The sequence below is a fragment of the Catenovulum sp. SX2 genome, assembly GCF_052056295.1.
Taxonomy (GTDB): Bacteria; Pseudomonadota; Gammaproteobacteria; order Enterobacterales; family Alteromonadaceae; genus Catenovulum.
The window spans coordinates 670,290-692,927 of record NZ_CP182493.1 but is presented as its reverse complement, the minus strand read 5'-3'; the positions used below and the strand labels follow the sequence as shown (position 1 = coordinate 692,927).

Genomic DNA, 22,638 nt, shown 5'->3' with positions numbered 1-22,638 from the left:
CAAAAGTTTATGCTTGATTAAATAACCTTTACAATATTTGCGAGTTATTGATTTGTGAGTCGTTTAATGAATTTTGTGCCAGTCAGTTATTTAGCATTGGGTATTGTTTATTCATGCTTTTTCTCCAAACCTATATTTGCCACCGAAAAGTTAGAATTAGGACAGTTATCTGAGTTTAAAGGTTCAGAGTTATGTGAAGTTTCAGAAAATACTTTGGCTTATCTTCAACGTGGTCAAGCCTATGACGAAAAAGCCATTCATGGGGGCAAAGTTAATGGACTCTCTTTTGCTTTGGCTGAGGTGAAACAAACGCTCAAATTTATTTGTGATACATACAGAAAAGACGTTCGAGCGAAAAAACAAAGTTCTCTGCACAATAATTCGTTTATCCAACAAAATTTTGAATTACATGCGTGGGAGCCCGATTTAACCAAAGCAAAACAGGTGATTGAAACAACCACAAATCAAGCCAAAAAGAATTTACTCTCGCGTATCCCAGATGATTCAATTCTGCTCACTAAGTATTACACCAAGTTGGTTGATGCTAAGTATCAGCGCCAAGGTGATTATCAACATGCTTTGTATGATATTCCGTTTGACGAGCAGTATTTATCCCTAGAACAAGCCGACAAACTTGGTAAACAATTAACGCGCTATCAATATAGCCGCCAGCAAGTGATGACAGGTATTTTAGAGCAGAAAAAATTAGCTAAACCACTGATTTATTTAACTGAGCAAGGTTTACACGATACTTTGTTGCAAGGCACTGCTGTGGTTGAAACTAGCGCTCAAACTTATGCTTATTACAATGTTGCGCGTAACAATGGCATAGCTTACGACTATGCTTTAAATAAAAATCAGCAAGCGCGATATTGGTATTTTAAGCAAGTACCGGGCGTTATGGGCTATGGCTTAGAGCCAGAAAGCAAAATTGAAATTCTGCCGCAAGTGACAGTTGCCAGCAATGTCGCTGATTTGGGTTTAGGTAAACTCTTGCTGTTGCAATACCAACAAAATGGTCAGTTGATTAGTCGCTTAGTTATTTTGGCCGATGAAGGTGGCGCATTTGACGATAATTTGTTTCAACTGGATTTATTAGCTGGTCAATACAAAGGCTGGAAGGATTACCATGCTGCGAATAAACATTTACCCGATTTTGTTAAAGCCTATGTGTTGATAGCAAAAGATAAAACTCAAAGTGCTGGCAATTAATGAATAATCTAGAAACTAGTACTAGCTTGTCGGTACATTTTAATAAATTAGATGCCGCATTAACCCAATATCAAGCGTATTGGAATTTTGTACCTTTTCAATGTAGCGATTTTCCGTGGGACAACCCTGAGTTAACTGAATATTTGCAAACACTCGCTGAACAAACCGAGCTTGAACATGATGAGGTTTGTCAGCAAATAGCCCAACGCTTTTTTCCTGAGTTAGCCGATGCACTCAACCAAGTTGATTTTGCCCACAACCAACTAGTGGATGATTGGCAAAAGCCTGTACCGTTTTGGTTACTCAATGGCATTCATGGTCGTAAAATTACCCAAGTTCAACAGTTATCTGAGCAAATTAAACCTAAGTATCCATTGCTTGAATGGTGTGCGGGCAAAGGTCATTTAGGCCGTTTGTTAAGTTTTCAACATGATGTGGCCGTCACCAGTGTTGAGTGGCAACAAAGTTTATGTGAGCAGGGCACAAATCTCGCTAACACTTACGATATTAAACAAGATTTTATTCATGCGGATGTATTAAAACAGCGCGCTGTGTGGCTAAAACCTCAGCAGCATGTGGTTGCTTTACATGCTTGTGGTGATTTGCATGTTACTTTATTAAAACAAGCGGTTGAGGCTAAAGTTGAGTATATGCATGTTGCGCCTTGTTGTTATCACTTAATTGGTGATCATGTTTACCCTGCGTTGTCTCTGCAGGGACAAATGAGTTCGCTATATATTGCTAAATCAATTTTAAAGTTGGCCGTGCAAGCGCAAGTAACTGCGGGTCAGCGAGTGGCGAATTTGCGTCAAACTGAGGTTTTATGGCGTTTGGCTTATCAGTTGATTAGAGCAGATATTACTGGAGATGCGAGCTATCAGTCTTTGCCTTCGGTGAAAAAGTCGTGGTTTACTGGTGAGTTTGTTGATTTTGTAACTTGGGGGGGTGAGCATCAAGGGTTCACTTTACCTGCTGATTTGAATTTTGCTGATTATTTGCAACGAGCCGCGGTTAAGCAGAAATTTACTCAGCAGCTTGAGTATGTGCGTCATGCGTTTCAGCGGGCATTGGAATTGTGGTTGGTGTTGGATAAGGCTTTGTTTTTAGAGCAGAGTGGTTATCAGGTGGAAGTTAATTATTTTTGCCCTTATCAAACTACACCGCGGAATATGATGATAGTAGCTCAGTTGTGATTTGGGGAAGTCGCTGCGGATTCAGGTGTACTCAATCACACTCGAAGCTTAATTTTCTGAAAACGCTGTGAACCCATCCGTGGGCGCTCTGCTTTTTCATCCCTGAAAAAGAAGTTTCATAAAATTAGCTCTCGAGCATGCTTTGTTAGGCTTTGATATCGCTAGAATTGGAGTCATAAAAAAGAAGTTTTGCTCTAAGTTATTGCTTCAATGTTTTTATGTGCAGGGCGCTGCACGAATCGGTGCATACAACCACACTCGAGTATGCTTTGTTAGGCATTGCTTTCGCTAAGTGTCTCACTTAGCGATGGTGTTGTGAAAAATATTCCAAGCAAGTAACCGTTTTACCCCCTGAAAATATAGTGGTTAATAAACCGCTCCATTAATTTCAAGCTCGGTTAAATAAACACGCATGTCGAATTCTAGTTGGTGGTAGGCTGGTTGCATATATTCGCAAAGTTTATAAAAAGCTTTGTTGTGTTCTTTTTCTTTTAAATGTGCCAATTCATGTACCACTATCATATTTAAAAATGCTTCTGGTACGTTTTTAAATGTCGCGGATATTTTTATCTCATTTTTCGCTTTAATTTTATTACCTTGAACTCGGTTGCTATACGTGTGCAAACCTAAAGCGTTGTTCACTACGTGAATTTTATTGTCGTATTTTACTTGTGCTAAAGGGGATGATTGTTTCAAAAAATGATTTTTAATCGCCATAGCATACTCACGTAATTGGCTATCGCTGTTTACCTGATGTGTATTTGGATATTTTTTGCGTATGTATTCAGCCAACTGATTTGTATCAAGTAAATCTGTGATCTGCTGTTGTAATGGTAGAGGGTAATGAGATAAATAAGTGAGTTTTGACATAAAAATACTGCTTATTGAACTGGCAAAAGTGGCTTTAAAATGAATTTTCAGGTGGTAGTATATACTCAAGCACTACAAAGAGAATAATAACATGCCAGCGACTTTTGATTTATCTTGGCAAAATTGGTTACGCGAAAATATTGTGCGTGGCTGCGATCCGGATGAGCTATACCAAATACTGCTAAAAAACGGTTTTGATCGTACGACTATTCTACAGCAGTTTGTTGCTGTGCAAAGTACAGCAAATAACAGCCAGGTTATTACACCTAGTGCAGGTCAAAAACAAGAGTTTGCCCAAATCAAACAACGGATTAAAAATACCCAAGAGCATTTAGCCAAACAGATGCAGAGCAATGCGAATTTGCAAAAGCTTGAGTCTGACAAAATTGAAATGTACACCTGCGAGCAGTTTCTATCGGCCGATGAATGTCAGCAAATTATTGAGTTAATTAAATCTAAACTTAGACCTTCGGAATTGGCTTCTTACACTAGTGATGCAGAATTTAGAACCAGTCGCACTTGTGATTTGGGGGCAATTGATAATCCGCTAATTCATACCGTTGACGAGCGTATTTATAAGTTGATGAATATCGCAGGTGGTTTTGCCGAAGTTACTCAAGGTCAATATTATGAAATTGGTCAGCAGTTTAAAGCGCACACTGATTATTTTGAAGGTGAAGAAATTAAACAGCATGGCGGAAAAATGGGTCAGCGCACATACACTGCGATGATTTATTTAAATGATGTTGAACAAGGTGGCTCAACGCGTTTTATTCGCATCAATAAAGCCTTTCAGCCAAAACAAGGCATGATGGTGATTTGGAATAGTTTGAATGACGATTTGGTCGGTAATGGTAATACCTTGCATCATGCAGAGCCGGTTAAAGCTGGTTACAAAGCCGTTATTACCAAGTGGTTTAGACAAAACAGCCGTTGAATTTGTTTTAATCATTGATTAAGCTTCGGCGCACAATAGGGTAATGATTCAGAAAAGCCGAAGCGACTATGTCTAGTTCAGAAAAACACACGCAAATTGGTCGAATGACCGCTAAACAAAAAGTTATCAATGTAGTTGGCGCAATTGTTATATGTGTCGGTGCCGTGTTGGTAATGAATGTACTAGATAAAAATCGTCAAACGAGTGAGTCTCAACCCAAATCAAACATCCCAACAGAATCAAGTAGCTCGCATTTAGCTGCGCCGGAAAAAACTCAAGCTCAGCCAGCAGAAAAAGACAGTATACAAGTTGAAAGGCAAAATAACGCCCAAGCCATTACACCCGACAATCAGCAAGCATTAGCCGATAAACAAGCTGAAATTGAAGCCTTAGTAAAAGAGCTAGATGGCAATTTAGGTAACCCAGAAGAAAAGCTGCGCTTAGAAGGGCTGATTAATCAGAAGTTGCATGAATATAATCAACTCATATTGCCAGAAGCGCTCAAACAAATGAGCGCCGCACAATAATTTACGAGCTGGCTAAATTGGTAAAGTCTGTAATGCTGGTATTGGGTGCATCACAGACATTAGTGCCTTGGTCAAAATAATAATTTAAAGGCACACCATCATCGCTATAACTTGGCATTTTATATGGCTCTGATGATGACAGACCTGCTGATTTTGGCGACATCCATATTTGTAACTTAAATTCGGCTAACAATTCGCTGACGGTCTTAAAGCCCGAAATGTCATTAACAAACTCTTGCGTATCCATGTTGTACACTTGGTTAATAACATCGTCTTCAACCGTGATACGCATAGTAGGCGGAGCGGTTACATTTGGGCAGTCAGCAAAACTTTGGTCAAACTTAAATTCGTAGTGATCTGAATCTAACGTTTGCCAAGCATCTATTGCGTCTTTAACTTGGTCTAATAAATGATATTTTTTATGATCAGAAATGACTTTATATTCACACATATTATCAAACTGCGGACTGTCTAAAGTTGCTAGTCGGGCAAAACCTAGGTTTTCAGCTTCGGCTAAGTCACCCATATGAATGGTAAAAATATTGATACTGCCGGTATCTGAGCCACAGCTTTCAGTGTAACTAAAACCATCATGACCTTTTTGACTACAGTGCATCTCAATGTCTTGTTCAGCTAAAACAAAAGCGCTTTGAGCTAAGCTAATTACATTTGATGAGTCACACGCTAGTTGTTCATCATCTACATACACTCTTACATGATGTTGGTCTTCATCGATATGGTAATCGAAGTCGTTGTCACAGCCTGCCAAGGCTGTTATCGCCGCGAGGGATGCAGCGCCAATTGCTAATTTGTTAGTGTTCATAATTACCTTCCTTATTGTTGTTAACTTATACAGTTAAGCTTAGCTCTGGAAAGCAAGGTAATCTGTTGTAAATTGTAATTGGCTGTTAACAGACGTAAAGACGTAAACCGCCAAATTAGCAGAATGAGTTCAGACGTGTTTTACGCTGGCACACCACTGTGAAATCTAAATTCATAATCTGGCGTTGAAATAAGCTCAGCTTCTTTTTCACCAAAAAATGCAATGCGCTCGCTGATATCTGTACCGGCAATTTCTTCGGCTAAGGTTAAATAATCTTGGTAGTGACGTGCTTCTGAGCGTAACAAAGAGATATAAAATTTACCCAGCTCATCATCTACGTGTGGTGCTAATTTGGCAAAACGCTCACAAGAGCGTGCTTCTATATACGCACCACAAATAAGTTTGTCGATTAATGTTGCTGGCTCGTGGGTTTTTACGTGGCGAATCAGCCCTTTGGCGTAGCGGCCGGCAGTAATATTGTTATATTCAATGCCGTGCGCCTGCATAATCTCAAGTACTTGATAAAAGTGGTGAAGTTCTTCTTTAATTAACAGCACCATTTTATCAATTAAATCTTGGCCGTATTTGGCATCAGCACGTGCTTGAATGTTTTTACTTAGTTTGTTGCTATCTTTTAATGTGTCTAGCGAACCCTTTTTACGGTAGATAAAATCTTCGTATGGATGTAACCAAGCAAGCAGAGCATCACCACTTTCTTTATCAACCGCATATTTGCGAATTAACCACATTGCGGTTTGGGCAGCCTTGAGCTCGCTATTGACCTATGTGTGCACATTGATTAGGATCCACTGTAAATTTTGGTAAAATTCAAAATATCATGAAACGTAAAGTATATGCATACCAGCGGTTTAGCTCAGATGCACAAAGAGGAAATAGCTCCCTACACAGACAGTCGGAGCAGCTTAAAAGCTGGCTTAGCAGACACCCAGATTGTGAGCTTGCTGAGGAAATTGTTGATGAAGCTATGTCTGCTTACACAGGAAAGAACGTATCCACTGGAGCACTGGGGGAATTCATTGCGCGTATGGAGGCGGGATTAATCGAGCCAAAATCCATAGTGCTTATTGAACACTTTAGCCGCCTAACAAGACAAGACATTGATGAAGCCGAAGGTCTTTTAAAGAAACTTTGGAATTATGGAGTATCTGTTGCTATTACAAAGAAGGACAAAATATATGACCCTGATGCTGTTAACGATCTCGTTGGTAGAATTGAGTTAATACTTGAAATAAAAGCCGCATTCGAAGACTCAGAATACCGTTCAAGAAAAGTCAAAGGTAGTTATGTTAGGCGTGAAGAAGACGCTAAGAAAGGCATAACCCCCAAATTGCGAAGACCTTTTTGGCTTGAACAAGACGGCAGTTGCAATCAGCACAAATGCATACTTCAGGATATTTTCAAACTATATTTATCCGGCCAAGGCCAAAGAAACATATTAAAAGCGATTAAAGAAAAGTACCCCGATGTCTCTTTCTTAGATACAACTAATCCCAGTACACTCATGGATTGGATTTCAATGGAATCGGTGATTGGCATGTGGCGAGGTTATAAGGTGTATGAGGCTGCTATTGATGAAGCTACTTATTATCAGGCACAAGATGTTCGTGAAAAGCGCCAATATAAAAATGTTAAGCCTGATAGTGAATGGCCGCTAAGTGGATTGATTCGCTGTCGAGGTTGCGGCTGCGGTATGAGCATCCAACGTACTTTTAATAAAAAAACGCAGCGCTACTCGCTTCCTATACTCAGGTGCAGTAATACTCAACGGAAGGGCGAGCGGGCGCCTGAATGTACTACTGAAAGAACTTTTCCCCTTGTAGTTGCCCACTACTTTTACTTCGAGCATTCACGAAACACGATATTGGAGCGACTGACAAAATCAGAGGTCAACAAAGAAAGGCTACAACAAGAGAGCGTGCTTAATAGAGAGCTATCTAAATTAGTCGCAAAGCGAGATAACTATCAAGCTGTGTCAGACGAAGCCGAAGGCGCTGGAGACGATGCAGCAGTGCGCAATGCGTTTAAATATATCTTAGCTGTTGATCAAGAGATAGAAGATCGTCGTCAACAATTACAAGAGTTGAAAAAAGAGAGTTATATTGAGAGCGCCGAGCTAATATTGCCTGACATGATTGATCTTTTAGAAGACCCCAAGAACTTTAATATAACGATGCATCGATTGCAGCTATACGCATATCTAGACGGTACTAAGCTGTATTTCGACGAAGGGAAAAACTTCGAATACACAGGCTTTGATAGAAAACATAAGAATTATGTCGTTAATTGTGATGGTTATCCGGTACCAACATTAGAAATTTCGAATACATATTACAGTGAAGAAAACCTGTTCTACCCGCTTACAAAGATGACATATGGAGATATAGCTTACTGGAAACATGCAGTTGAAATCCAAAACCTTCGTAAAACAAAGCCTGCTGAGGCATTCAAAGAGGTTGATCAAAAGGCTGAACAGCTAATTGATGATTTATTCACCAATTTCGACAATAAGATAAAAGAAATTGATGATGCACATCAAAAAACTAAGTCTAAATATGGTTTCAATTGACTATAGTTGAATAAGAAAATTTTGCATCGTAAGACCGAAATATATTTACTATCAATAGGCATTTAACCGGATAGCTATTGATAGTTTATCAATGAACATGGTTACGCTAATGGCTAATGAGATGTGAGACCGATATGAATGCCAGAATTTACTTGAGAGCTAGCACTAAAGAGCAAGACGCCTATCGCGCCGAGCAAGAGCTGATGACCTTTTGCCAAAACAATAATATAAAAATTGTTGGGGAGTATGTAGAAAATTATACAGGCACAAAGCTAGAGCGCCCTCAATTGGGACGCTTGTTGTCTGACTCGAATGCTGACGAAATACTGCTAGTTGAGAGTGTGGATCGCTTATCTCGTCTTTCACTTGAAGACTGGCATCATTTAAAAGCGATTATCAACGAAAAAGAACTACGACTAATTGTTGCCGATTTACCAACTACTCACACATTATTAAGTGACGATGATTTAACCAGTAACATACTAAAAATAGTCAATAATATGTTACTTGATCTTATGGCCACTATGGCTCGTCAAGATAACGAAAAACGACGGGAAAGAATCAAACAAGGTTTAGTGAAAGCTAAGGCTGCGGGTAAAGTTATTGGCGGCCGTAGCAAAGATCAGGCTATTCGAGACAAGGTGGCTAAATATATAGATAAAAACCTAGTTGCGGAAGAAGTGGCTAAATTGTCTGGTTGTAGCGTAGCAACTGTGTACCGAGTAAAAAAGGAAATGCGGCTAGTTCCGTGCGTATCTGCGTGATCGAGTATTAAAGTTAGCTTGTAAATCATTGCACAACGACACCATGCTCTTTGCTTGTGAAGTTTAAAACGGAAAGCTAAAGAGCACTGTTGAAGTGCGTGATCGAATATTAAAGCTAGCTGGTAAATCATTGCACAACAGAATCATGCTTCCTGTTCGTACCGTTTAATTTACGGGTGCATGATTGAATATTAAAGCCTGAAAGTCATTCCGAAGTGCGTGATTGAATATTAAAGTGAGCTCGCAAAGCCTTGTACAACAGAACCGTGCTTCCTGTTCGTACGGGTTCGTGATCGAATATTAATGCCTGAAATATCATTCCGAAGTGCGTGATCGAATATTAAAGTGAGCTTGCAAATTGTTGTGCAACGACACCAGGCTCTTTGTGAAGTTTAAAACTGAGAGCTAAAGAGAATTGTGAAGTGCGTGATCGAGTATTAAAGTTAGCTTGTAAATCATTGCACAACGACACCGTGCGTCTTGTTCGCACCGTTTAATTTACGAGTGTGTGATTGAATATTAAAATCAACTAGCAAACCATTCTGCAACGACACCATGCTCTTTGCTTGTGAAGTTTAAAACGGAAAGCTAAAGAGCACTGTTGAAGTGCGTGATCGAATATTAAAGTGAGCTTGCAAATCATTGTGCGGCGATACCATGCTTTTTGCTTATGCAGTTTAAAACGTAAAGCTAAAGAGCATTGGAAGTGCGTGATTGAATATTAAAGTTATCCTAAGCCGAAGGCAAACCAAGCTTATCAAAGAACGCCCTGTTACGCTCCTTGGCCGCCTTTACTAACTGGTCGAAACTAATCACGTCAATATACGCATGCGATGGCTCATTATAGCCGAAGTAACCCATGCCGTCGGATGTGATCCGAAGATTGGCTCGGCGACAGCGGCGATGCATGGATTCAGTCAGGTCACAAAGGACATAGCAATATCCGGGGATATCGTTATTGCCAGGTATCAGGCGACCAGATTTTGTCGTTACTTTCCCTTCACGTATTCGCTCCAAGTAACTGAGCGCTTGATCAATTGGGTCTTTATCTTCGCCCTCTCGCATGTCATTGCGCATTGGGCGTTTGATTTCGATGACGGTGATAGCGGCAAGGGGAAAACTGGTTTGATCGTTAACAAGCAGTGGGTTATCAAACACTCTTAGGCTGAGTACATCCGGTTCCTTTGTCGAATCATTACCAGTAATTGGCATTGCCTTCAGAGTTTTGTCGGAAGCCAAATAGTTGTGAAATGCCAAACGTTCATCGATCAACCAAAGGTTGCAAGAATCCAGAAAAACCTCGCTGGAATCTTTCCGCATCGGCATAATGAGCTCATGAATCATATCCTCTCGGGCATACTTACCGTCTTCTAGGCGTTCGATGGATTTTTGAAGCAGGTCGATAATGACTTTTCGATGTGACACATAATTGGCTAGGTCTGACTTTTTCAGGTCTTCAGCTTTGCGCAGATACTCATTTAGCCGCTTATTGTATTCCTCTGCATGTTCTTCATTCTTCGGTTGCATGACGTCATGCCCCTCGCTCACCAGCTGTCGCTCGACCTCATACCACTGGGCATGTAGATGTAATTCTAAGTCTTTGTCCGACTTTTCAGGGTCAACAATAAGCTGCTCTTCTGCTACATAATGAGCAATAGGCCGGTATCTCGGTGCATGATTGTCAATAAAATCATCTACTCGTTTACGACCCGCTGAGACATTATCAGCCAAAACATCTTGCAAATATTCTTTAGTGCGTGCGAGCACTGAATCGCGAATATCTTTAAAACTTACTTCGTTGAGCATATCCTCTACGTTTTCGGCAATATCAAAAGAGGTGCGTTCGCTGCGTACACGCTCATCTAGGTAGCCTGAAGACACGTAACAGGTATAGATAAATTCTCCAGATGTGTCAGATATTTTGCCGTACAAGCCGGGTATTTTTCCTTGAATGGATTCTTCTTTAACCAACCGATTAGCTGCGCACAAAGCCAACTGATGCTTTTTATTTACCGAAGCACGAAATTTTATGTGGGTAAGATCGAACGCATAATTGCGGATTTTGATAGTTTCGAGAAATGCACTGGCGTGCATATGTTCTTCGAGCAAGGAATTCAATTCGAAAACCTCACCAGCATCTTCGACTTGTATATTGGGTGCACTGCCTTGACGAACAAAGTACCAGAGTACATGTTCAAGTAACTGATTGGCTACTGTTAGCCCGTTGGTCGGTAATTGCTTTCGATAGCTTTCATCAAATCCCACCAGCTTGATTAGCGCACCTGACTTCTGCTCTGTAGCTGCTTGAGTTTGTTCACCGTGAACTCCTGATTTATCGTCAAATCGGAATACACGCTTTTTAAGCTGACCATCAACATCGACAAAATGGCTTTCCACTTCAACTAGATCAAACACCTTCAACCACATCAATCGGCCAACACCACGGCAGCCTTTGCCAATTTTGTGGTCGGAATCCAGTGTTTCAAATGATTTAAAGTTTGTTTCATCAAAACCACAACCGTTGTCAGTTATGGCGAACCCCGAGATAGGTGGTAGCGATTTGGCTTCGAAATCTAGGCTCTCCTGAGTAGCACGATTGATCCGAAGAACAATCTTACCGTTATCGCTATTACCTTTTTCTTCAATCGAGTGAATAGAGTTTACCACCGCCTCAAAAACAGGCATCAGGCCGTGGCTCTTGGGTAAAGAGGTATTGCGTAAGCGACCTTTGAGATTGGTTTGTAAACTCATACACTCTCCTTAGAGCTCGCCTTTAAAGGCAGAATCGAGAATTGATGCTTTTAAGCTTTTCAAGTCTTCTATTTTCCCTAGAAGGACTGCTTCCGCATCGTGAATTTTTCCTTTGAGCGCCTCGATTTTCGAAACCAAAGCATTTTGCTCTTCCAAGGAACACATTGGGATTTCAATCTTGCTTAAACGAGTTAGCGCCAACTTAGGCTGTGCAACTGTCTTGGTCGCTAACCCTGCCTGGGCAGAGAAATCACAGGTTAATGTAAACAGATACAGATAGCTTAAATCTAGTTGTTGTTTATCTTTGATAACCAATTTAGCGGCGTTTTCTGTCAGGTTTGCACCATCCAATTCAGAGGGAACAAAACCTGTCTTACCGATAGTCCCAGCAATACTGATATAAAGGTCGTCTTTGGAAATCACATAGCGTTTGATTTGTTCGTAGATTTCTTTCGATATGTACTTGATACCAGATAAATCTATCGTTCCTTTATCTGTAAAATCTGCCACTCGAATATATGGGTGCTCAGTCTCTTCATCACTTAGCTTTTCACCTTTTGGTAAGCGCTTGCCACCTTTTACCTCCGCCAGCGATTCAATCGTCATTCTCTCAGTGATAGCTGAAAACTGACCATCGAGTGCTGATTGAAGAAGGCTATTTTTCAGTGTGACGCTTTCCTGCAAATACTCGATGGCGGTGTCGATGCGGGTGAGCAGTGCATCGAGTTTTTCAACGACACGTTTTTGTTCCTCAAGTCCACAAACAGGAACGCTAACACTTTTTAATGCCTTTAAAGGTACTCGCTGTCGACCAGTTGCACCTTCCATTTGATCTATTAAAAAACGGCGAATCGATGGCGACCTAAAGAAGTACAATAAATATTTTGGATCAACACTATTCAACGCATGAATTGGAAAAACTTCTGTCGTAGCGAAGCCACCGTGAACATTGTCGATTAAGGCTGTTTTGTTATTCTCTGTACATGGAGTGATTTTAGCGAACAGTACCGCATTACGTTGAAATTTTGTATACCCCTTTTTTACGTCATCGAAGTTTCGTAGTTCGTAGGTGCTCTTTTTACCTGTTTCTTGATCAATATCTGTCATTCCAATAAATGGGACATTCCCTTCAGAATCTGGAGTTGGCACAAATCCTCTATCGGCTCCGATCTTGGCAACTTCTTCAATGGATTGCCACTCCCACCCGTCCGGCAATGAATACAAAACCTGCTCCATGCTTATTTCTCCGCCAACAGGTCTTCAATTTCATCCAAAAGGCCTGACACCAGTTTTTCTTTGGTGCGGATCTGCTTAAGGATATCGCTGGGCGCTAGATGCTCAGCATCTTGTTGCTTGGCTGGATTTTTAGCAGATAGGTCATAGTCTTCAGCCAATTTGTTGGCGGATATCGTCCAAGAGCGATCAGTGGTTTCACGGCTGCTATACAACTCAACAAACTCTTTTAAGTGCTCGTCGGTGATTGGCTTGTTTTTGGTGAGTTTTTGCTCAGGCTCGCATTCGTAATACCACACATCGCTGGTGCCACCGCTGCGCTCAAAAAACAGCACATTGGTTTTAACACCCGAGTACGGTAAAAATACCCCAGCGGGTAGGCTTAAAATAGTGTGAAGGTTAAAGTTTTCGAGCAGATCTTGTTTGACTTGTTTAAACTGATTGTTGGTTTGGAACAGCACACCTTCTGGCACTACGATGGCTGCCTTGCCACCACTTTTCAGGGTTTTCATAAAGTGCTGTAAGAACAGCAATTCAGTTGCGTTACTCTGGATAGGGAACTGTTGTTGAATCTGCGACTTCTCTTTACCACCAAATGGCGGGTTAGCCAGAATAATGTCGTAACGGTCTTTTTCCTGGATATCGCGGATGTTTTGGGTGAGCGTATTGCCTCGGAACAAGTTGGGTGACTCGATGCCATGCAAAATCATGTTCATCATTCCCATGACATACGCCAGCGAGGTTTTTTCAAAACCAAAGAAGGTATCACTTTGGATAAAGTCCCATTGCTCAGTAGAAAGCGTACTCTTTTTAGCTTTTAAGTGGTCAAAGGCTTCGACTAGGAATCCGCACGAGCCTGCCGCTGCATCATAAATGGTTTGTCCGGCTTGTGGGTCAATGGCCTTAATCATGGCACGCACTACTGGGCGCGGGGTATAAAACTCGCCCGCATAGCCTCCGGCATCGCCCATGTTTTGCAATAAGCCTTCATAGACCAGCGAGAGTTCAAACATTTCATCACTAGATTGGAAATTCAGTGTGTCAATAATATCCAACACTTCACGCAAGGTATGGCCAGAAGCTACCTTATTGTCTAAATACTGGAAGATGGCCCCAATTTTATAGGCGAAGGATTTAGGGTCTGAACCTGTAACGGCGGGATTGGCAAAGCTTTTTAAGTAAGGGAATAGCTCGTTATTCACATAATCGGTTAAGTCATCGCCCGTGCGAACTTTATTAATGTCTAGCCTACCTTCTGCATCTTTCGGGCAAGCCCAACTCGACCAACGGTGCTCTTCATCTAAAACCGGTTGATAGTCTTTACCCGACAGTACCTCTTCATCTTCTTTTTCAGACTCGTAATCATCTAAAAACTTTAAGAACAGTACCCATGAGGTTTGCTCTGTGTAGTGCATAGCACCGCTAATGCCATCGTCACGGCGCAGGATGTCGGTAATTCGGTCAATCTTTTGTTGTAGTGACATGGCTTATAGTTTTCCGATAATAAAATTGTACATATTGGTGATATCTTCGCTGATTTCTGTGGGAGCTATATGAGAAATATATTCTTGAAACATTTCAATGTTGAAACCGTACGGCTCTTCTTCAACCTCTTCTATAAATGGCGATAATATATTTTTCACAAAATCTGAAGGCAAAGAAGCTAGGTAGTTGTTATAAACTGGCTTGGCCTCGAAGTTACTCTCTTTGCCTTTTTTTATTTCTCTAGTTTCGTGTAAAACATTAAAATGATTATCACATTTCTCCAGTAAATAATCGCCATTATGAAATTGTTGTAAGTGTGCTGATTCGGGGAGGTTGTGGTTGTTAAGTGCGGCCACACATTCACCCAGTGCTGAATTTGACAGAAGGTAGTGTTTAATCTCCCTTCTTCGCCAACTTAAAACATGAACTTTCAAGGCGTTACCTGTATTAACCTTGATGCCTTGAACTTTTAATGAGAACTCTTCAGTGCCTATTCCATCAATTGGTAGATTATCTCTGTCACAAAGCAAAAATATCTCTGTTGTTTTAATGTCTAATCCTTCGCAAAACTTCATAAAGTTTTGAACCCAGCCTAATTTGGACTCGGCAAATTTGCAGTTATGAGTGTTCCAGCCGGAATTTACTTTTACAACCGCGACTTGATCAAATAATTCGTCAAAATATTCATTTGGAACACCAAAAGCTTGCTTAGACTTTTTGTATAACTCGCGAAATATGTACCAGTCATTTAAGTCGTCAATAAGTACTATTTTCTTGTAATAAGTTAGGGCTCTAAATTCTGATTTTTTAATATTTGATAGCTGTGAAAGTCGGTTGATTAGTTCATTTGACTCTGAAGGTAAATGAACTTTTCCCTTGTTTAAAATCCTAACGTTCTCAACCCCAACACAATATATTGAGTCTAACAAATGTGTGGTTGATATAGTATTCCCCTTTATCTTTTTCAGGCTGTCCCAGAATTTTTTTACATTCGCAAAGTGCAGGTGTGAGTCGGCCTCATCGAAAATGAATAACGTATCACTACTATCAAAGAGATCTATAATGGCATACAAAAAAAGGAGCTGAAATTCACCATCACTTAAGTCCCCTAATTCAATCGGATTATCATCGTTCTTGTTTTTAAAAATCAATGATGATGCTTCTTTATCGAGAAAACTTGAATTGTGGCTGGCTCTAATGAAGAACCCAATTTCAGGATCGAACCTGCTTACTAAGTCTTCACCATCTTCCAACCTTTCCGTGTCAAAAGATACCTCTAGTAAGTTTTCAGGATATATTTCAAATATATCTTTCTTGATAGGGACGTCAAAGTCATATTTATCGCGAATACAATTTTCAATGAAGCTTTCCAAGGTTCTATGAAAAGCAGTTTGCCTAATCGTATCGATGTCCCCGCGAGCTTCTCTATTCAAAGCCTCGTCAACTTGCCTAACATATTGCGAATCTAATCTAAACGCTATTTTTAGTGTTGTCGTATCGTCTAGTCCTTCAACTTCGTCTGCATACCCAGCTGAAGTAAGAAACTCACGTACCTTGCCGCCTTTCTTTAGAGCAGTAGCTAGAAATATCAGCAATTTAGACCATGACTTGTCAAAATAAAAACATGAAAATTGCAAGTTATTTTCATTTGCATTAGTTTTTTTAATGTGACGCAAAAATTCGTTCGAGAACTTTTCGTTTTGACCGGATGAAAAGCATACTATTTTTTTGTCGATGTATTTCTTTTGAGTTAACTTTTGGCTAAAAATTGATTGCAGTATGCTAGATTTTCCTGAACCATTCTCACCAATTAAAGTGGTCACTTTACTCAAGCTTATTGTTTGGGGCTGCTGATGCAGAGGATTAGGTGCTAGTGTTAATTCCATCTCAGTTCACATGATAAAGTTGTTGTTGTAATTGTTTAAAAGCCGCTAACAAGTAGGCAGGTTTGCCACCAAATGCTATAGAGGCGTCTTTTATCGTGCCTAAGCCCGATAGATCGATAAGTGCGGGCAAGCACTCGCGTGACAACTCCGAGCTGCCGGTTTGTTCGTAACGATTGAGAACAAAGTGTAAAAACTGCTGTGCCTTTTCTTGTTGGTACTGATTAAAGAAGGCGTTGTTAGCGCGTACTTGATCTGCGCGAGCTTTGCGGGTTGCCATTGGCTGCTCAAAGGCTAAAAAAGCTAGCAGATCGAATATATCGTACGCTTCTGCTTCAAACATGCTCCGTAGTGAGGCTAGTTGCTCTTTATCAAATCCTGCTTGTACTAATTTGCCTAGTAAGATTTCGCGCTCGTCTGGATCTGACCATATCTGCCGCAATTCCTCAACTGATTTAAATAACCCTGGCAATTGGGTGATCAAACGTTCCACAAATTCTTGCACCGTGAGAGGTTTACCATTTTCATCGATATAACGGGTGTCTACATCAATGATTTTAAGTTCACGGTGTTTGCCTAGTTTAACTTTTAATCGAGGTTTTGGCTCGCCACGTTCAGGGTCTGAACCATCGGGGGGCTCTGGCATATAAGGTGGTGGTGTTGGCTCACCGCTGCCACTTGGCTCAGGTGCCTCAGGTTCGCCATCCCAGTCTTTGTCATAAAAATTATTTGTGGCACCGCGAAAATCGACAATGGTGAAGTAGTCTTTCCCATCAAAAACACGGGTTCCGCGCCCGACAATTTGTTTGAATTCCACCATTGAACCGACGGTTCTATCTAGCACTACATTACGCACGTTCCGGGCATCTACCCCAGTAGTTAACATTTGCGACGAGGTAATAATGGTGGGGATATCTTTGTCATTATCTTGGAATTTTTCCAGTAGTTCGCGGCCAACTTTACCTTCGTCACTGGTTACACGAACGCAGTAGTGTAGGTCTTTAACTTTTTTATGTTTATTGATCATATCGCGCATGGTGAGAGCATGATTTTGGTTTTCGCAAAAGACGATGGTTTTTTCTAGTGGATTGATATTGTCCAAAATGGCTTTTGCGACCAGCTCGGTACGTTCATCAACAATGATCTTCTTGTCGTAATCTTCTACCTGATAGACGTCTTGCCCTGATTCACCTTCGATCACTTGGTCATCTTTGGTCAGCACGAGCTCGTCTAAGTTGGTACGTACCCGCTTGACACGATATGGCGTTAAAAAGCCATCGTTGATACCGTCTTTTAATGAGTATTCAAATGCAGGAGTTCCAAAGTAGTCGTAGGTATCCACGTTGGCTTTACGTTTTGGTGTAGCTGTTAGGCCGACATGCACCGCACTGCCAAAATGATCGAGTATGGCTCGCCAAGAGCCTGTCTCATTAGCACTGCCACGGTGACACTCGTCAATCATTACAAGGTCAAAGAAATCACTTGGATACGCTTTGTAGTAGCCTTCAATATTTTCACGCTCAGCAATGGCTTGGTAGATAGCAAAAAAGATATGTGCATTGGTTGGCACTACACCGCCACGCTTGCGTACCTCCTCACCGTTTATTTTGATGAGGTCTTTTTCATAGGGATTGAAAGTGTTAATCGCTTGGTCGGCCAAAATATTACGATCGGCTAAAAACAAAATTCTAGGCCTACGTGTACCGGGAGATTCTTTGTTCCAACGAGACTGAAACAGTTTATGGACGATTTGAAAGGCAATAAAGGTTTTACCTGTGCCGGTAGCAAGCGTTAAAAGCACGCGTGGCTTACCTTTACCAATGGCATCTGTGGCGGCATGGACCGCTAATTCTTGGTAATAACGCGGCTGCATTGCGCCTTCTAAATGAAAGGGCACATTACGAAGTTGTTGACCCAGATCCGAATTAACGCCAGCGTAGCGGTTTTCAAGTTCTTGTGGTGTTGGGTAAAACTCGATGTAGTCGCCTTTGCCAGTTTCTAAATCGAACTCATAGGTTTGCTTACCGTTACTTGAATAGACAAAGCGAACGAGTAGTTTCTTAGCATAGTCGATAGCTTGTTGGAGACCTTTGGTTGGATGCTCAGATTCTTTTTTTGCTTCAACGACAGCAAGGTAACGATTGTCTTTGTGAAGCAGATAATCGACAAAACAACGACGACCACGGACGCCGCCTGTAAGCTTACGACCATCAGTAAAGTAATGTTCCCGAATGATGTTGCCTGATTGCCAATATGCGGCTTTTAATGCAGGGTCTATGTAATTAGCCCTAGTGTCTGCTTCTGATGGCATTTGCCTACTCCTTGACCTTGCTAGTGATTGGCATCTCGTTCTAATAAATCAGAAATATCGCAACTAAATAGTTCGCAAAGCTTATCTAGAGCTATGACATCATATTTTTGTGCTGTTTCTTTATACATGAGCGTAACTGTATTTCGGCTCAAACCAGTTGCCCGAACGACATCACTGATTTTCATTTTCTGCTCGCCCATTAACCGTGCGAGGTGGCACCTGATCATGGATTTTCTCCCGTGGACTAGGTATTCTTACTTAGCAATGAGACATGTACCCAATATGGTTTTACCTTTAATTATTTAAGCTCAAGTCTAATTTTTACAGTTAATATAACTTGTTATAGCTCTCAGTGAAAGAGAGAACTGAGTTCCTAACTCAATTTTCAAAATTTAGTTGAACCTGTCCTCATTCCAATTAATGCGAAACAGTGCGGATACTTTTCGTACATTGTTGTAATGGGCAGCACACAATTGTATTTATGTGATTATGGTCGCGATTATTTATGCAGCCTAAACCTGCTGCGACACAAGTAATTTAGCCTTTGTCGTATAGCTAGATTACACAGCTTGGGGTCGAATATAGGGACTGTCCAATGCATGTTTACTTCCCATATTTTTGCACTCAGGCTTTTTAGATGACTGGAGGTACCCCAACGCATACTATACTGACAGCTTATTGGTGAGTGCGTAACGGGCTATTGCTATCATATTCACACTCAATGATGTTTGTCCCGATAATTATTGATGTCTAGAGCTCACAAGTTGCGTTGAATTCCTGTTATTAATTGATCTACTATCTGGAACCGCCAATTAGCATTACCCCAGTAATTGATGCTACTTATTTAATAAGTGAGGAAGTCAAATGCCAAAATATACTGAACAAATAACTGTGAAATTTGGTGAGCTTAAGTCCTCAATGTGGCTAACACAAGCTCAGGTTAGAATCGTCAACGATGGGAATCGGAACGCAGAGCCAGAACAAGACTTGGCCTATGTACTTACTTTTGAAGAAGCCGTTGAGGCATACAAAAACTTTAAAAAGGAGCATTACGCGGTTTCAATATTTCCGTGTGAGGAAGGTGGGGACGTCGCTGATGGTTGGAAATTAACGACGTTGCCTTCTTATACACCTAAACAAGTGTTAAATGAAGCAACCCAAGTCACAATAAAAGCACTTGTAGAGGGCGGCATAAGTGAAGCTGAGGCTGTTGAGTTAACTAGGTTAGGGTAACCCCTCCGGTAACTTGAATCTACAACGTAACCCACTTGTAGCAATGCGTGGATAATGTCAATAAGTTACTTACAAGATTTTATTGAATAACAAATACATAGCTTGCAGAAGAAGAATCACTGAAAATGATAGTCGCGATAAGAAAAATCGGCACGGATGCCTGTTTAGGCTATTGTGTGCTTGTTGACTGCGACGGTTATTACAGTCTATGCGTGTACCGAATACTGTGCAATTACACTCAAATCAGTTGTGCTACAGAGGCCTAGCTTTTCGTACCGCACATTATGGGGGGGCAGGTGACCGTTGTTAAAAAAACCTTTAGTATCAATATAAAACGGATATAGGTAAGTTATCGCAGGTTGAGTTTCGTTCGTGATTTTAGACTTGATGTCCTAAACAATTTAAACCTTTTGCAGTGCAGACTATTTGGAGGTTGCTAGCATACTTGGATAAGTTGCTATTCAGGTAGGTGCAAGGGGGCGTGTTAAATAGATATCGACTACCCCTAGTCTTACCTAGAGATTACAGTTTCTTTTTTCTTCGGACTACCTGTAATGCAGTCACTTTGGTTGAGCAAATCGATGTACAAGGGACGCTGATTGCCCTGTTCAACAGGGCTTTCTTATATTGGATTCGGAAGCCCACTGTGAAATTTAAAGTCGTTGTCAGGAGAGGCTATTAACTTGGCCTCGACATCACCAAAATGTGCCACTCGCTCTGAAATATCGTGACCAGCAATTTCTTCCGCCAGTGAAAGATAGTCTTGGTAGTGACGAGCTTCAGACCGCAATAGAGACACATAGAAGTCTCCTAAACGCTTGTCAACGTGCGGAGCAAGCTTGGCAAACCTTTCGCATGAACGAGCCTCAATGTATGCACCACATATTAATTTATCAATTAAGGTATTCGGTTCATGGTTGGTAACGTGAGTTAACAGGCCTTTTGCATAACGGCTAGAGCTTATATTCTCATATGGGATACCGTACTCATCCATGATCTCCAATACCTGATAGAAGTGATGCAACTCTTCTTTGATCAACAAGACCATTTTATCTATTAAGTCCTGACCATAAGGTGTGCCCGACTTAGGCAACATGGCTTTAGACAGCTTAGTGTGGTTGATTAGCTCGCGCCAGTCGCCTTCTTTTCGGTAAGTAAAGTCTTCAAACGGCTTTAGCCAAGCAAGCAAAGCATCGCCACTTTCTTTATCAACTGCATACTTACGGATCAAAAACATTGCAGACTGAGCCGCCTTCAACTCACACACTAAATGATCAAGTAAGATAACTGGTAAGTTACTCGGCTTAGAAGCTTCTTTAACCCAGCCATCAGGTGTCTCACACTTCAAGAAACTAAGAACAGGTTGTAGTAACTCTTTCAACCTTTGAACCCTTATAGTTAATCAATCACAGGGCGATTTACTACTATGCCCCCAATTTAATAAAGCTCATTATACAGCTAATCAAGTCGTTATCACACTAGGTGGACTCCAATTAGGAATAGAGCTTCTGATATCTTCCAACAATGCCTCTTCTGAACGATAAACATCGTTCTCTAGCTCTTGTGTAATGAAAAAGCGACCTTGTTTTTGGATCTGCTTCCTGACGCTCTCATACGTAAAACCCTTCCATTCAATGTCATTCGGCGGACGTAACTTACTAGCGCCGTACCTGTTAGACCCCTTTTTGACTAACTCTTTGTCCTTGCTCGATTCTTTGGCTAAATAGGATATATGATGAAGTAGGCTCCAATATAAGCTAGGGTCTTTTCTATCTATCCTCTTAGCACCTTTGGCATAAAATAGAGCTAGATTAAAGGCTTTGGCGCGATCGTTTAGCCACTTTACAACATCAAACGGACTTTTAACTTGTGAACCGTCTAGCAGCAACCATATGTGATAATGCGGATATTCATCACCATCTTTCTGCTCTCTCGCCCAGCAGTAGCCCAAACGCCTTATTTGTGTAGGCCTAGACCTAGAAGGCTTGTTGCTTGCGACGAGGGCTGCGTTAACATCTCTACCGTATTGACCCTTTAAGTACTTGGAAAAGTCCCTCATCGCCTCAGACAGCAGGCTATTATCACCTGAACGAATCATATTATGGTACTTTTCGTAGTCTTTACACTGGGCGTGCTTTTTTCTCATAAATTGGATAGTTAAAGGTATGGCGAAAACCTTCCTGTGATGCTGCGACATAAGATCAACTTGTGACTTATACCGACCCATGTACTCAGCAAACACCCCAGAGTCTTTAACCACATTAATTTTCATTGGCAAGCCACCCAGTAACGCCCAATCAACCTTTATCAACTCACTACTCTTACGCAATCCCCTAATACCCCTATATAGATAATATAATAATACCCACCAACCTCCTCTAAAGCGGCCAATTCACTAAGATTTATTAATTTCTGCGCCGCAGGATATTTCGAGAGACAATATCCAATAACAATTAAAGAATTCGCAGGAACAATCTGTTCAAAGTGGGGGATTGTATTTCAAAGAAAGATGGAATCAAATTTTTTCTTTATATATCAAATCGTTGTACAACGATTGAGGTAATGTGCACAGGTAAGTTTTTAGCTCACAGATCATATGATCTATTAATAACATGCTTAGGTTTTCTGGCTGCTTGGCTGCTGCTACCCATTCATCAGGTGTTTCGCAGTGTAAAAAACTATTAATAGGTTCGAGTAATTTGTCCACGGATAAATCTTAATTTGAGATCAAAATCGATAGTCGTTCAGATGCAGAATTGTAACATAAGCAAACCTAAGCAATATAAACTTTAGTTTGCTATATTGTTATTAATTAAAACAATCCAAACC

Annotated in this window: 17 protein-coding genes and 2 pseudogenes; 7 read left to right on the top strand and 12 right to left on the bottom strand. The window is 40.9% G+C overall.

Going from position 1 to position 22,638, the window contains the following annotated elements; all coding sequences use genetic code 11:
- Positions 1-66: 66 nt before the first annotated feature.
- Both ACMZOO_RS02985 and ACMZOO_RS02980 read left to right on the top strand, forming a co-directional pair.
- On the top strand, positions 67-1,212 hold the full coding sequence (locus ACMZOO_RS02985) for an acetate--CoA ligase (RefSeq protein ID WP_440905317.1): 1,146 nt from the start codon (positions 67-69) through the stop codon (positions 1,210-1,212).
- Positions 1,212-2,405, top strand: coding sequence for a methyltransferase (locus tag ACMZOO_RS02980; RefSeq protein ID WP_440905316.1), 1,194 nt, complete (start codon positions 1,212-1,214; stop codon positions 2,403-2,405). The genes ACMZOO_RS02985 and ACMZOO_RS02980 overlap by 1 nt, the downstream gene beginning before the upstream one ends.
- 366 nt (positions 2,406-2,771) lie before the next feature.
- Here the strand turns inward: ACMZOO_RS02980 and ACMZOO_RS02975 are convergent, their stop codons facing one another.
- The gene (locus ACMZOO_RS02975; protein ID WP_440905315.1) at positions 2,772-3,275 is read right to left on the bottom strand and encodes a YgjP-like metallopeptidase domain-containing protein; all 504 of its coding nucleotides are present in this window, start codon (positions 3,273-3,275) and stop codon (positions 2,772-2,774) included.
- Between the two features lie 91 nt (positions 3,276-3,366).
- Between ACMZOO_RS02975 and ACMZOO_RS02970 the strand changes: the two genes are divergently transcribed.
- Positions 3,367-4,212 (top strand): prolyl hydroxylase family protein, encoded by an 846-nt coding sequence (locus tag ACMZOO_RS02970; RefSeq protein ID WP_440905314.1) that lies wholly within the window; start codon positions 3,367-3,369, stop codon positions 4,210-4,212.
- A 68-nt stretch (positions 4,213-4,280) separates the two neighbouring features.
- The gene (locus tag ACMZOO_RS02965) at positions 4,281-4,739 is read left to right on the top strand and encodes a hypothetical protein (RefSeq protein ID WP_440905313.1); all 459 of its coding nucleotides are present in this window, start codon (positions 4,281-4,283) and stop codon (positions 4,737-4,739) included.
- Between the two features lies 1 nt (position 4,740).
- Here ACMZOO_RS02965 and ACMZOO_RS02960 read toward each other — a convergent pair whose 3' ends face one another.
- Positions 4,741-5,562, bottom strand: a complete 822-nt coding sequence (locus ACMZOO_RS02960) for a hypothetical protein (RefSeq protein WP_440905312.1) — start codon at positions 5,560-5,562, stop codon at positions 4,741-4,743.
- A 140-nt stretch (positions 5,563-5,702) separates the two neighbouring features.
- Positions 5,703-6,335: pseudogene (gene miaE, locus ACMZOO_RS02955) on the bottom strand (tRNA isopentenyl-2-thiomethyl-A-37 hydroxylase MiaE); the annotation flags it as partial.
- 65 nt (positions 6,336-6,400) lie between these two features.
- Between miaE (ACMZOO_RS02955) and ACMZOO_RS02950 the strand changes: the two are divergent.
- The gene (locus ACMZOO_RS02950; protein WP_440905311.1) at positions 6,401-8,149 is read left to right on the top strand and encodes a recombinase family protein; all 1,749 of its coding nucleotides are present in this window, start codon (positions 6,401-6,403) and stop codon (positions 8,147-8,149) included.
- A gap of 134 nt (positions 8,150-8,283) precedes the next feature.
- Positions 8,284-8,913, top strand: coding sequence for a recombinase family protein (locus tag ACMZOO_RS02945; RefSeq protein WP_440905310.1), 630 nt, complete (start codon positions 8,284-8,286; stop codon positions 8,911-8,913).
- A 732-nt stretch (positions 8,914-9,645) separates the two neighbouring features.
- On the opposite strand, the gene ACMZOO_RS02940 is transcribed toward ACMZOO_RS02945, so the two are convergent.
- From ACMZOO_RS02940 to ACMZOO_RS02915, 6 genes are read right to left on the bottom strand one after another with little or no spacing between them, the layout of a single operon-like run.
- A complete protein-coding gene (locus tag ACMZOO_RS02940; protein WP_440905309.1) occupies positions 9,646-11,664 on the bottom strand; it encodes a hypothetical protein in 2,019 nt (672 codons plus the stop codon).
- Positions 11,665-11,673: 9 nt separating this feature from the next.
- Positions 11,674-12,900: a restriction endonuclease subunit S gene (locus ACMZOO_RS02935; RefSeq protein ID WP_440905308.1), complete on the bottom strand. Its 1,227-nt coding sequence runs from the start codon at positions 12,898-12,900 to the stop codon at positions 11,674-11,676.
- Positions 12,901-12,902: 2 nt separating this feature from the next.
- Positions 12,903-14,381 (bottom strand): type I restriction-modification system subunit M, encoded by a 1,479-nt coding sequence (locus ACMZOO_RS02930; RefSeq protein ID WP_440905307.1) that lies wholly within the window; start codon positions 14,379-14,381, stop codon positions 12,903-12,905.
- Positions 14,382-14,384: 3 nt separating this feature from the next.
- The gene (locus ACMZOO_RS02925) at positions 14,385-16,268 is read right to left on the bottom strand and encodes an AAA family ATPase (RefSeq protein ID WP_440905306.1); all 1,884 of its coding nucleotides are present in this window, start codon (positions 16,266-16,268) and stop codon (positions 14,385-14,387) included.
- A 1-nt stretch (position 16,269) separates the two neighbouring features.
- Complete coding sequence (hsdR, locus tag ACMZOO_RS02920) at positions 16,270-18,576, bottom strand: EcoAI/FtnUII family type I restriction enzme subunit R (protein WP_440905305.1); 2,307 nt, start codon at positions 18,574-18,576, stop codon at positions 16,270-16,272.
- Positions 18,577-18,596: 20 nt separating this feature from the next.
- A complete protein-coding gene (locus tag ACMZOO_RS02915) occupies positions 18,597-18,803 on the bottom strand; it encodes a helix-turn-helix domain-containing protein (protein WP_440905304.1) in 207 nt (68 codons plus the stop codon).
- Positions 18,804-19,440: 637 nt separating this feature from the next.
- On the opposite strand from ACMZOO_RS02915, the gene ACMZOO_RS02910 reads away from it, so the two are divergent.
- Positions 19,441-19,809 (top strand): hypothetical protein, encoded by a 369-nt coding sequence (locus ACMZOO_RS02910; RefSeq protein ID WP_440905303.1) that lies wholly within the window; start codon positions 19,441-19,443, stop codon positions 19,807-19,809.
- A 622-nt stretch (positions 19,810-20,431) separates the two neighbouring features.
- On the opposite strand, the gene miaE (ACMZOO_RS02905) is transcribed toward ACMZOO_RS02910, so the two are convergent.
- The 3 genes and pseudogenes from miaE (ACMZOO_RS02905) to miaE (ACMZOO_RS02895) all read right to left on the bottom strand — a co-directional run.
- Complete coding sequence (gene miaE / locus ACMZOO_RS02905; RefSeq protein ID WP_440905302.1) at positions 20,432-21,190, bottom strand: tRNA isopentenyl-2-thiomethyl-A-37 hydroxylase MiaE; 759 nt, start codon at positions 21,188-21,190, stop codon at positions 20,432-20,434.
- Positions 21,191-21,271: 81 nt separating this feature from the next.
- Positions 21,272-22,081: a YagK/YfjJ domain-containing protein gene (locus ACMZOO_RS02900; RefSeq protein ID WP_440905301.1), complete on the bottom strand. Its 810-nt coding sequence runs from the start codon at positions 22,079-22,081 to the stop codon at positions 21,272-21,274.
- A gap of 306 nt (positions 22,082-22,387) precedes the next feature.
- Positions 22,388-22,516, bottom strand: a pseudogene (miaE, locus tag ACMZOO_RS02895) (tRNA isopentenyl-2-thiomethyl-A-37 hydroxylase MiaE); the annotation flags it as partial.
- Positions 22,517-22,638: the final 122 nt, after the last annotated feature.

Coding starts and splice junctions, on each gene's coding strand:
- ACMZOO_RS02985 (WP_440905317.1), top strand. CDS start 67: ATGAATTTTGTGCCAGTCAGTTATTTAGCATTGGGTATTGTTTATTCA.
- ACMZOO_RS02980 (WP_440905316.1), top strand. CDS start 1,212: ATGAATAATCTAGAAACTAGTACTAGCTTGTCGGTACATTTTAATAAA.
- ACMZOO_RS02975 (WP_440905315.1), bottom strand. CDS start 3,275: ATGTCAAAACTCACTTATTTATCTCATTACCCTCTACCATTACAACAG.
- ACMZOO_RS02970 (WP_440905314.1), top strand. CDS start 3,367: ATGCCAGCGACTTTTGATTTATCTTGGCAAAATTGGTTACGCGAAAAT.
- ACMZOO_RS02965 (WP_440905313.1), top strand. CDS start 4,281: ATGTCTAGTTCAGAAAAACACACGCAAATTGGTCGAATGACCGCTAAA.
- ACMZOO_RS02960 (WP_440905312.1), bottom strand. CDS start 5,562: ATGAACACTAACAAATTAGCAATTGGCGCTGCATCCCTCGCGGCGATA.
- ACMZOO_RS02950 (WP_440905311.1), top strand. CDS start 6,401: ATGAAACGTAAAGTATATGCATACCAGCGGTTTAGCTCAGATGCACAA.
- ACMZOO_RS02945 (WP_440905310.1), top strand. CDS start 8,284: ATGAATGCCAGAATTTACTTGAGAGCTAGCACTAAAGAGCAAGACGCC.
- ACMZOO_RS02940 (WP_440905309.1), bottom strand. CDS start 11,664: ATGAGTTTACAAACCAATCTCAAAGGTCGCTTACGCAATACCTCTTTA.
- ACMZOO_RS02935 (WP_440905308.1), bottom strand. CDS start 12,900: ATGGAGCAGGTTTTGTATTCATTGCCGGACGGGTGGGAGTGGCAATCC.
- ACMZOO_RS02930 (WP_440905307.1), bottom strand. CDS start 14,381: ATGTCACTACAACAAAAGATTGACCGAATTACCGACATCCTGCGCCGT.
- ACMZOO_RS02925 (WP_440905306.1), bottom strand. CDS start 16,268: ATGGAATTAACACTAGCACCTAATCCTCTGCATCAGCAGCCCCAAACA.
- hsdR (WP_440905305.1), bottom strand. CDS start 18,576: ATGCCATCAGAAGCAGACACTAGGGCTAATTACATAGACCCTGCATTA.
- ACMZOO_RS02915 (WP_440905304.1), bottom strand. CDS start 18,803: ATGATCAGGTGCCACCTCGCACGGTTAATGGGCGAGCAGAAAATGAAA.
- ACMZOO_RS02910 (WP_440905303.1), top strand. CDS start 19,441: ATGCCAAAATATACTGAACAAATAACTGTGAAATTTGGTGAGCTTAAG.
- ACMZOO_RS02900 (WP_440905301.1), bottom strand. CDS start 22,081: ATGAAAATTAATGTGGTTAAAGACTCTGGGGTGTTTGCTGAGTACATG.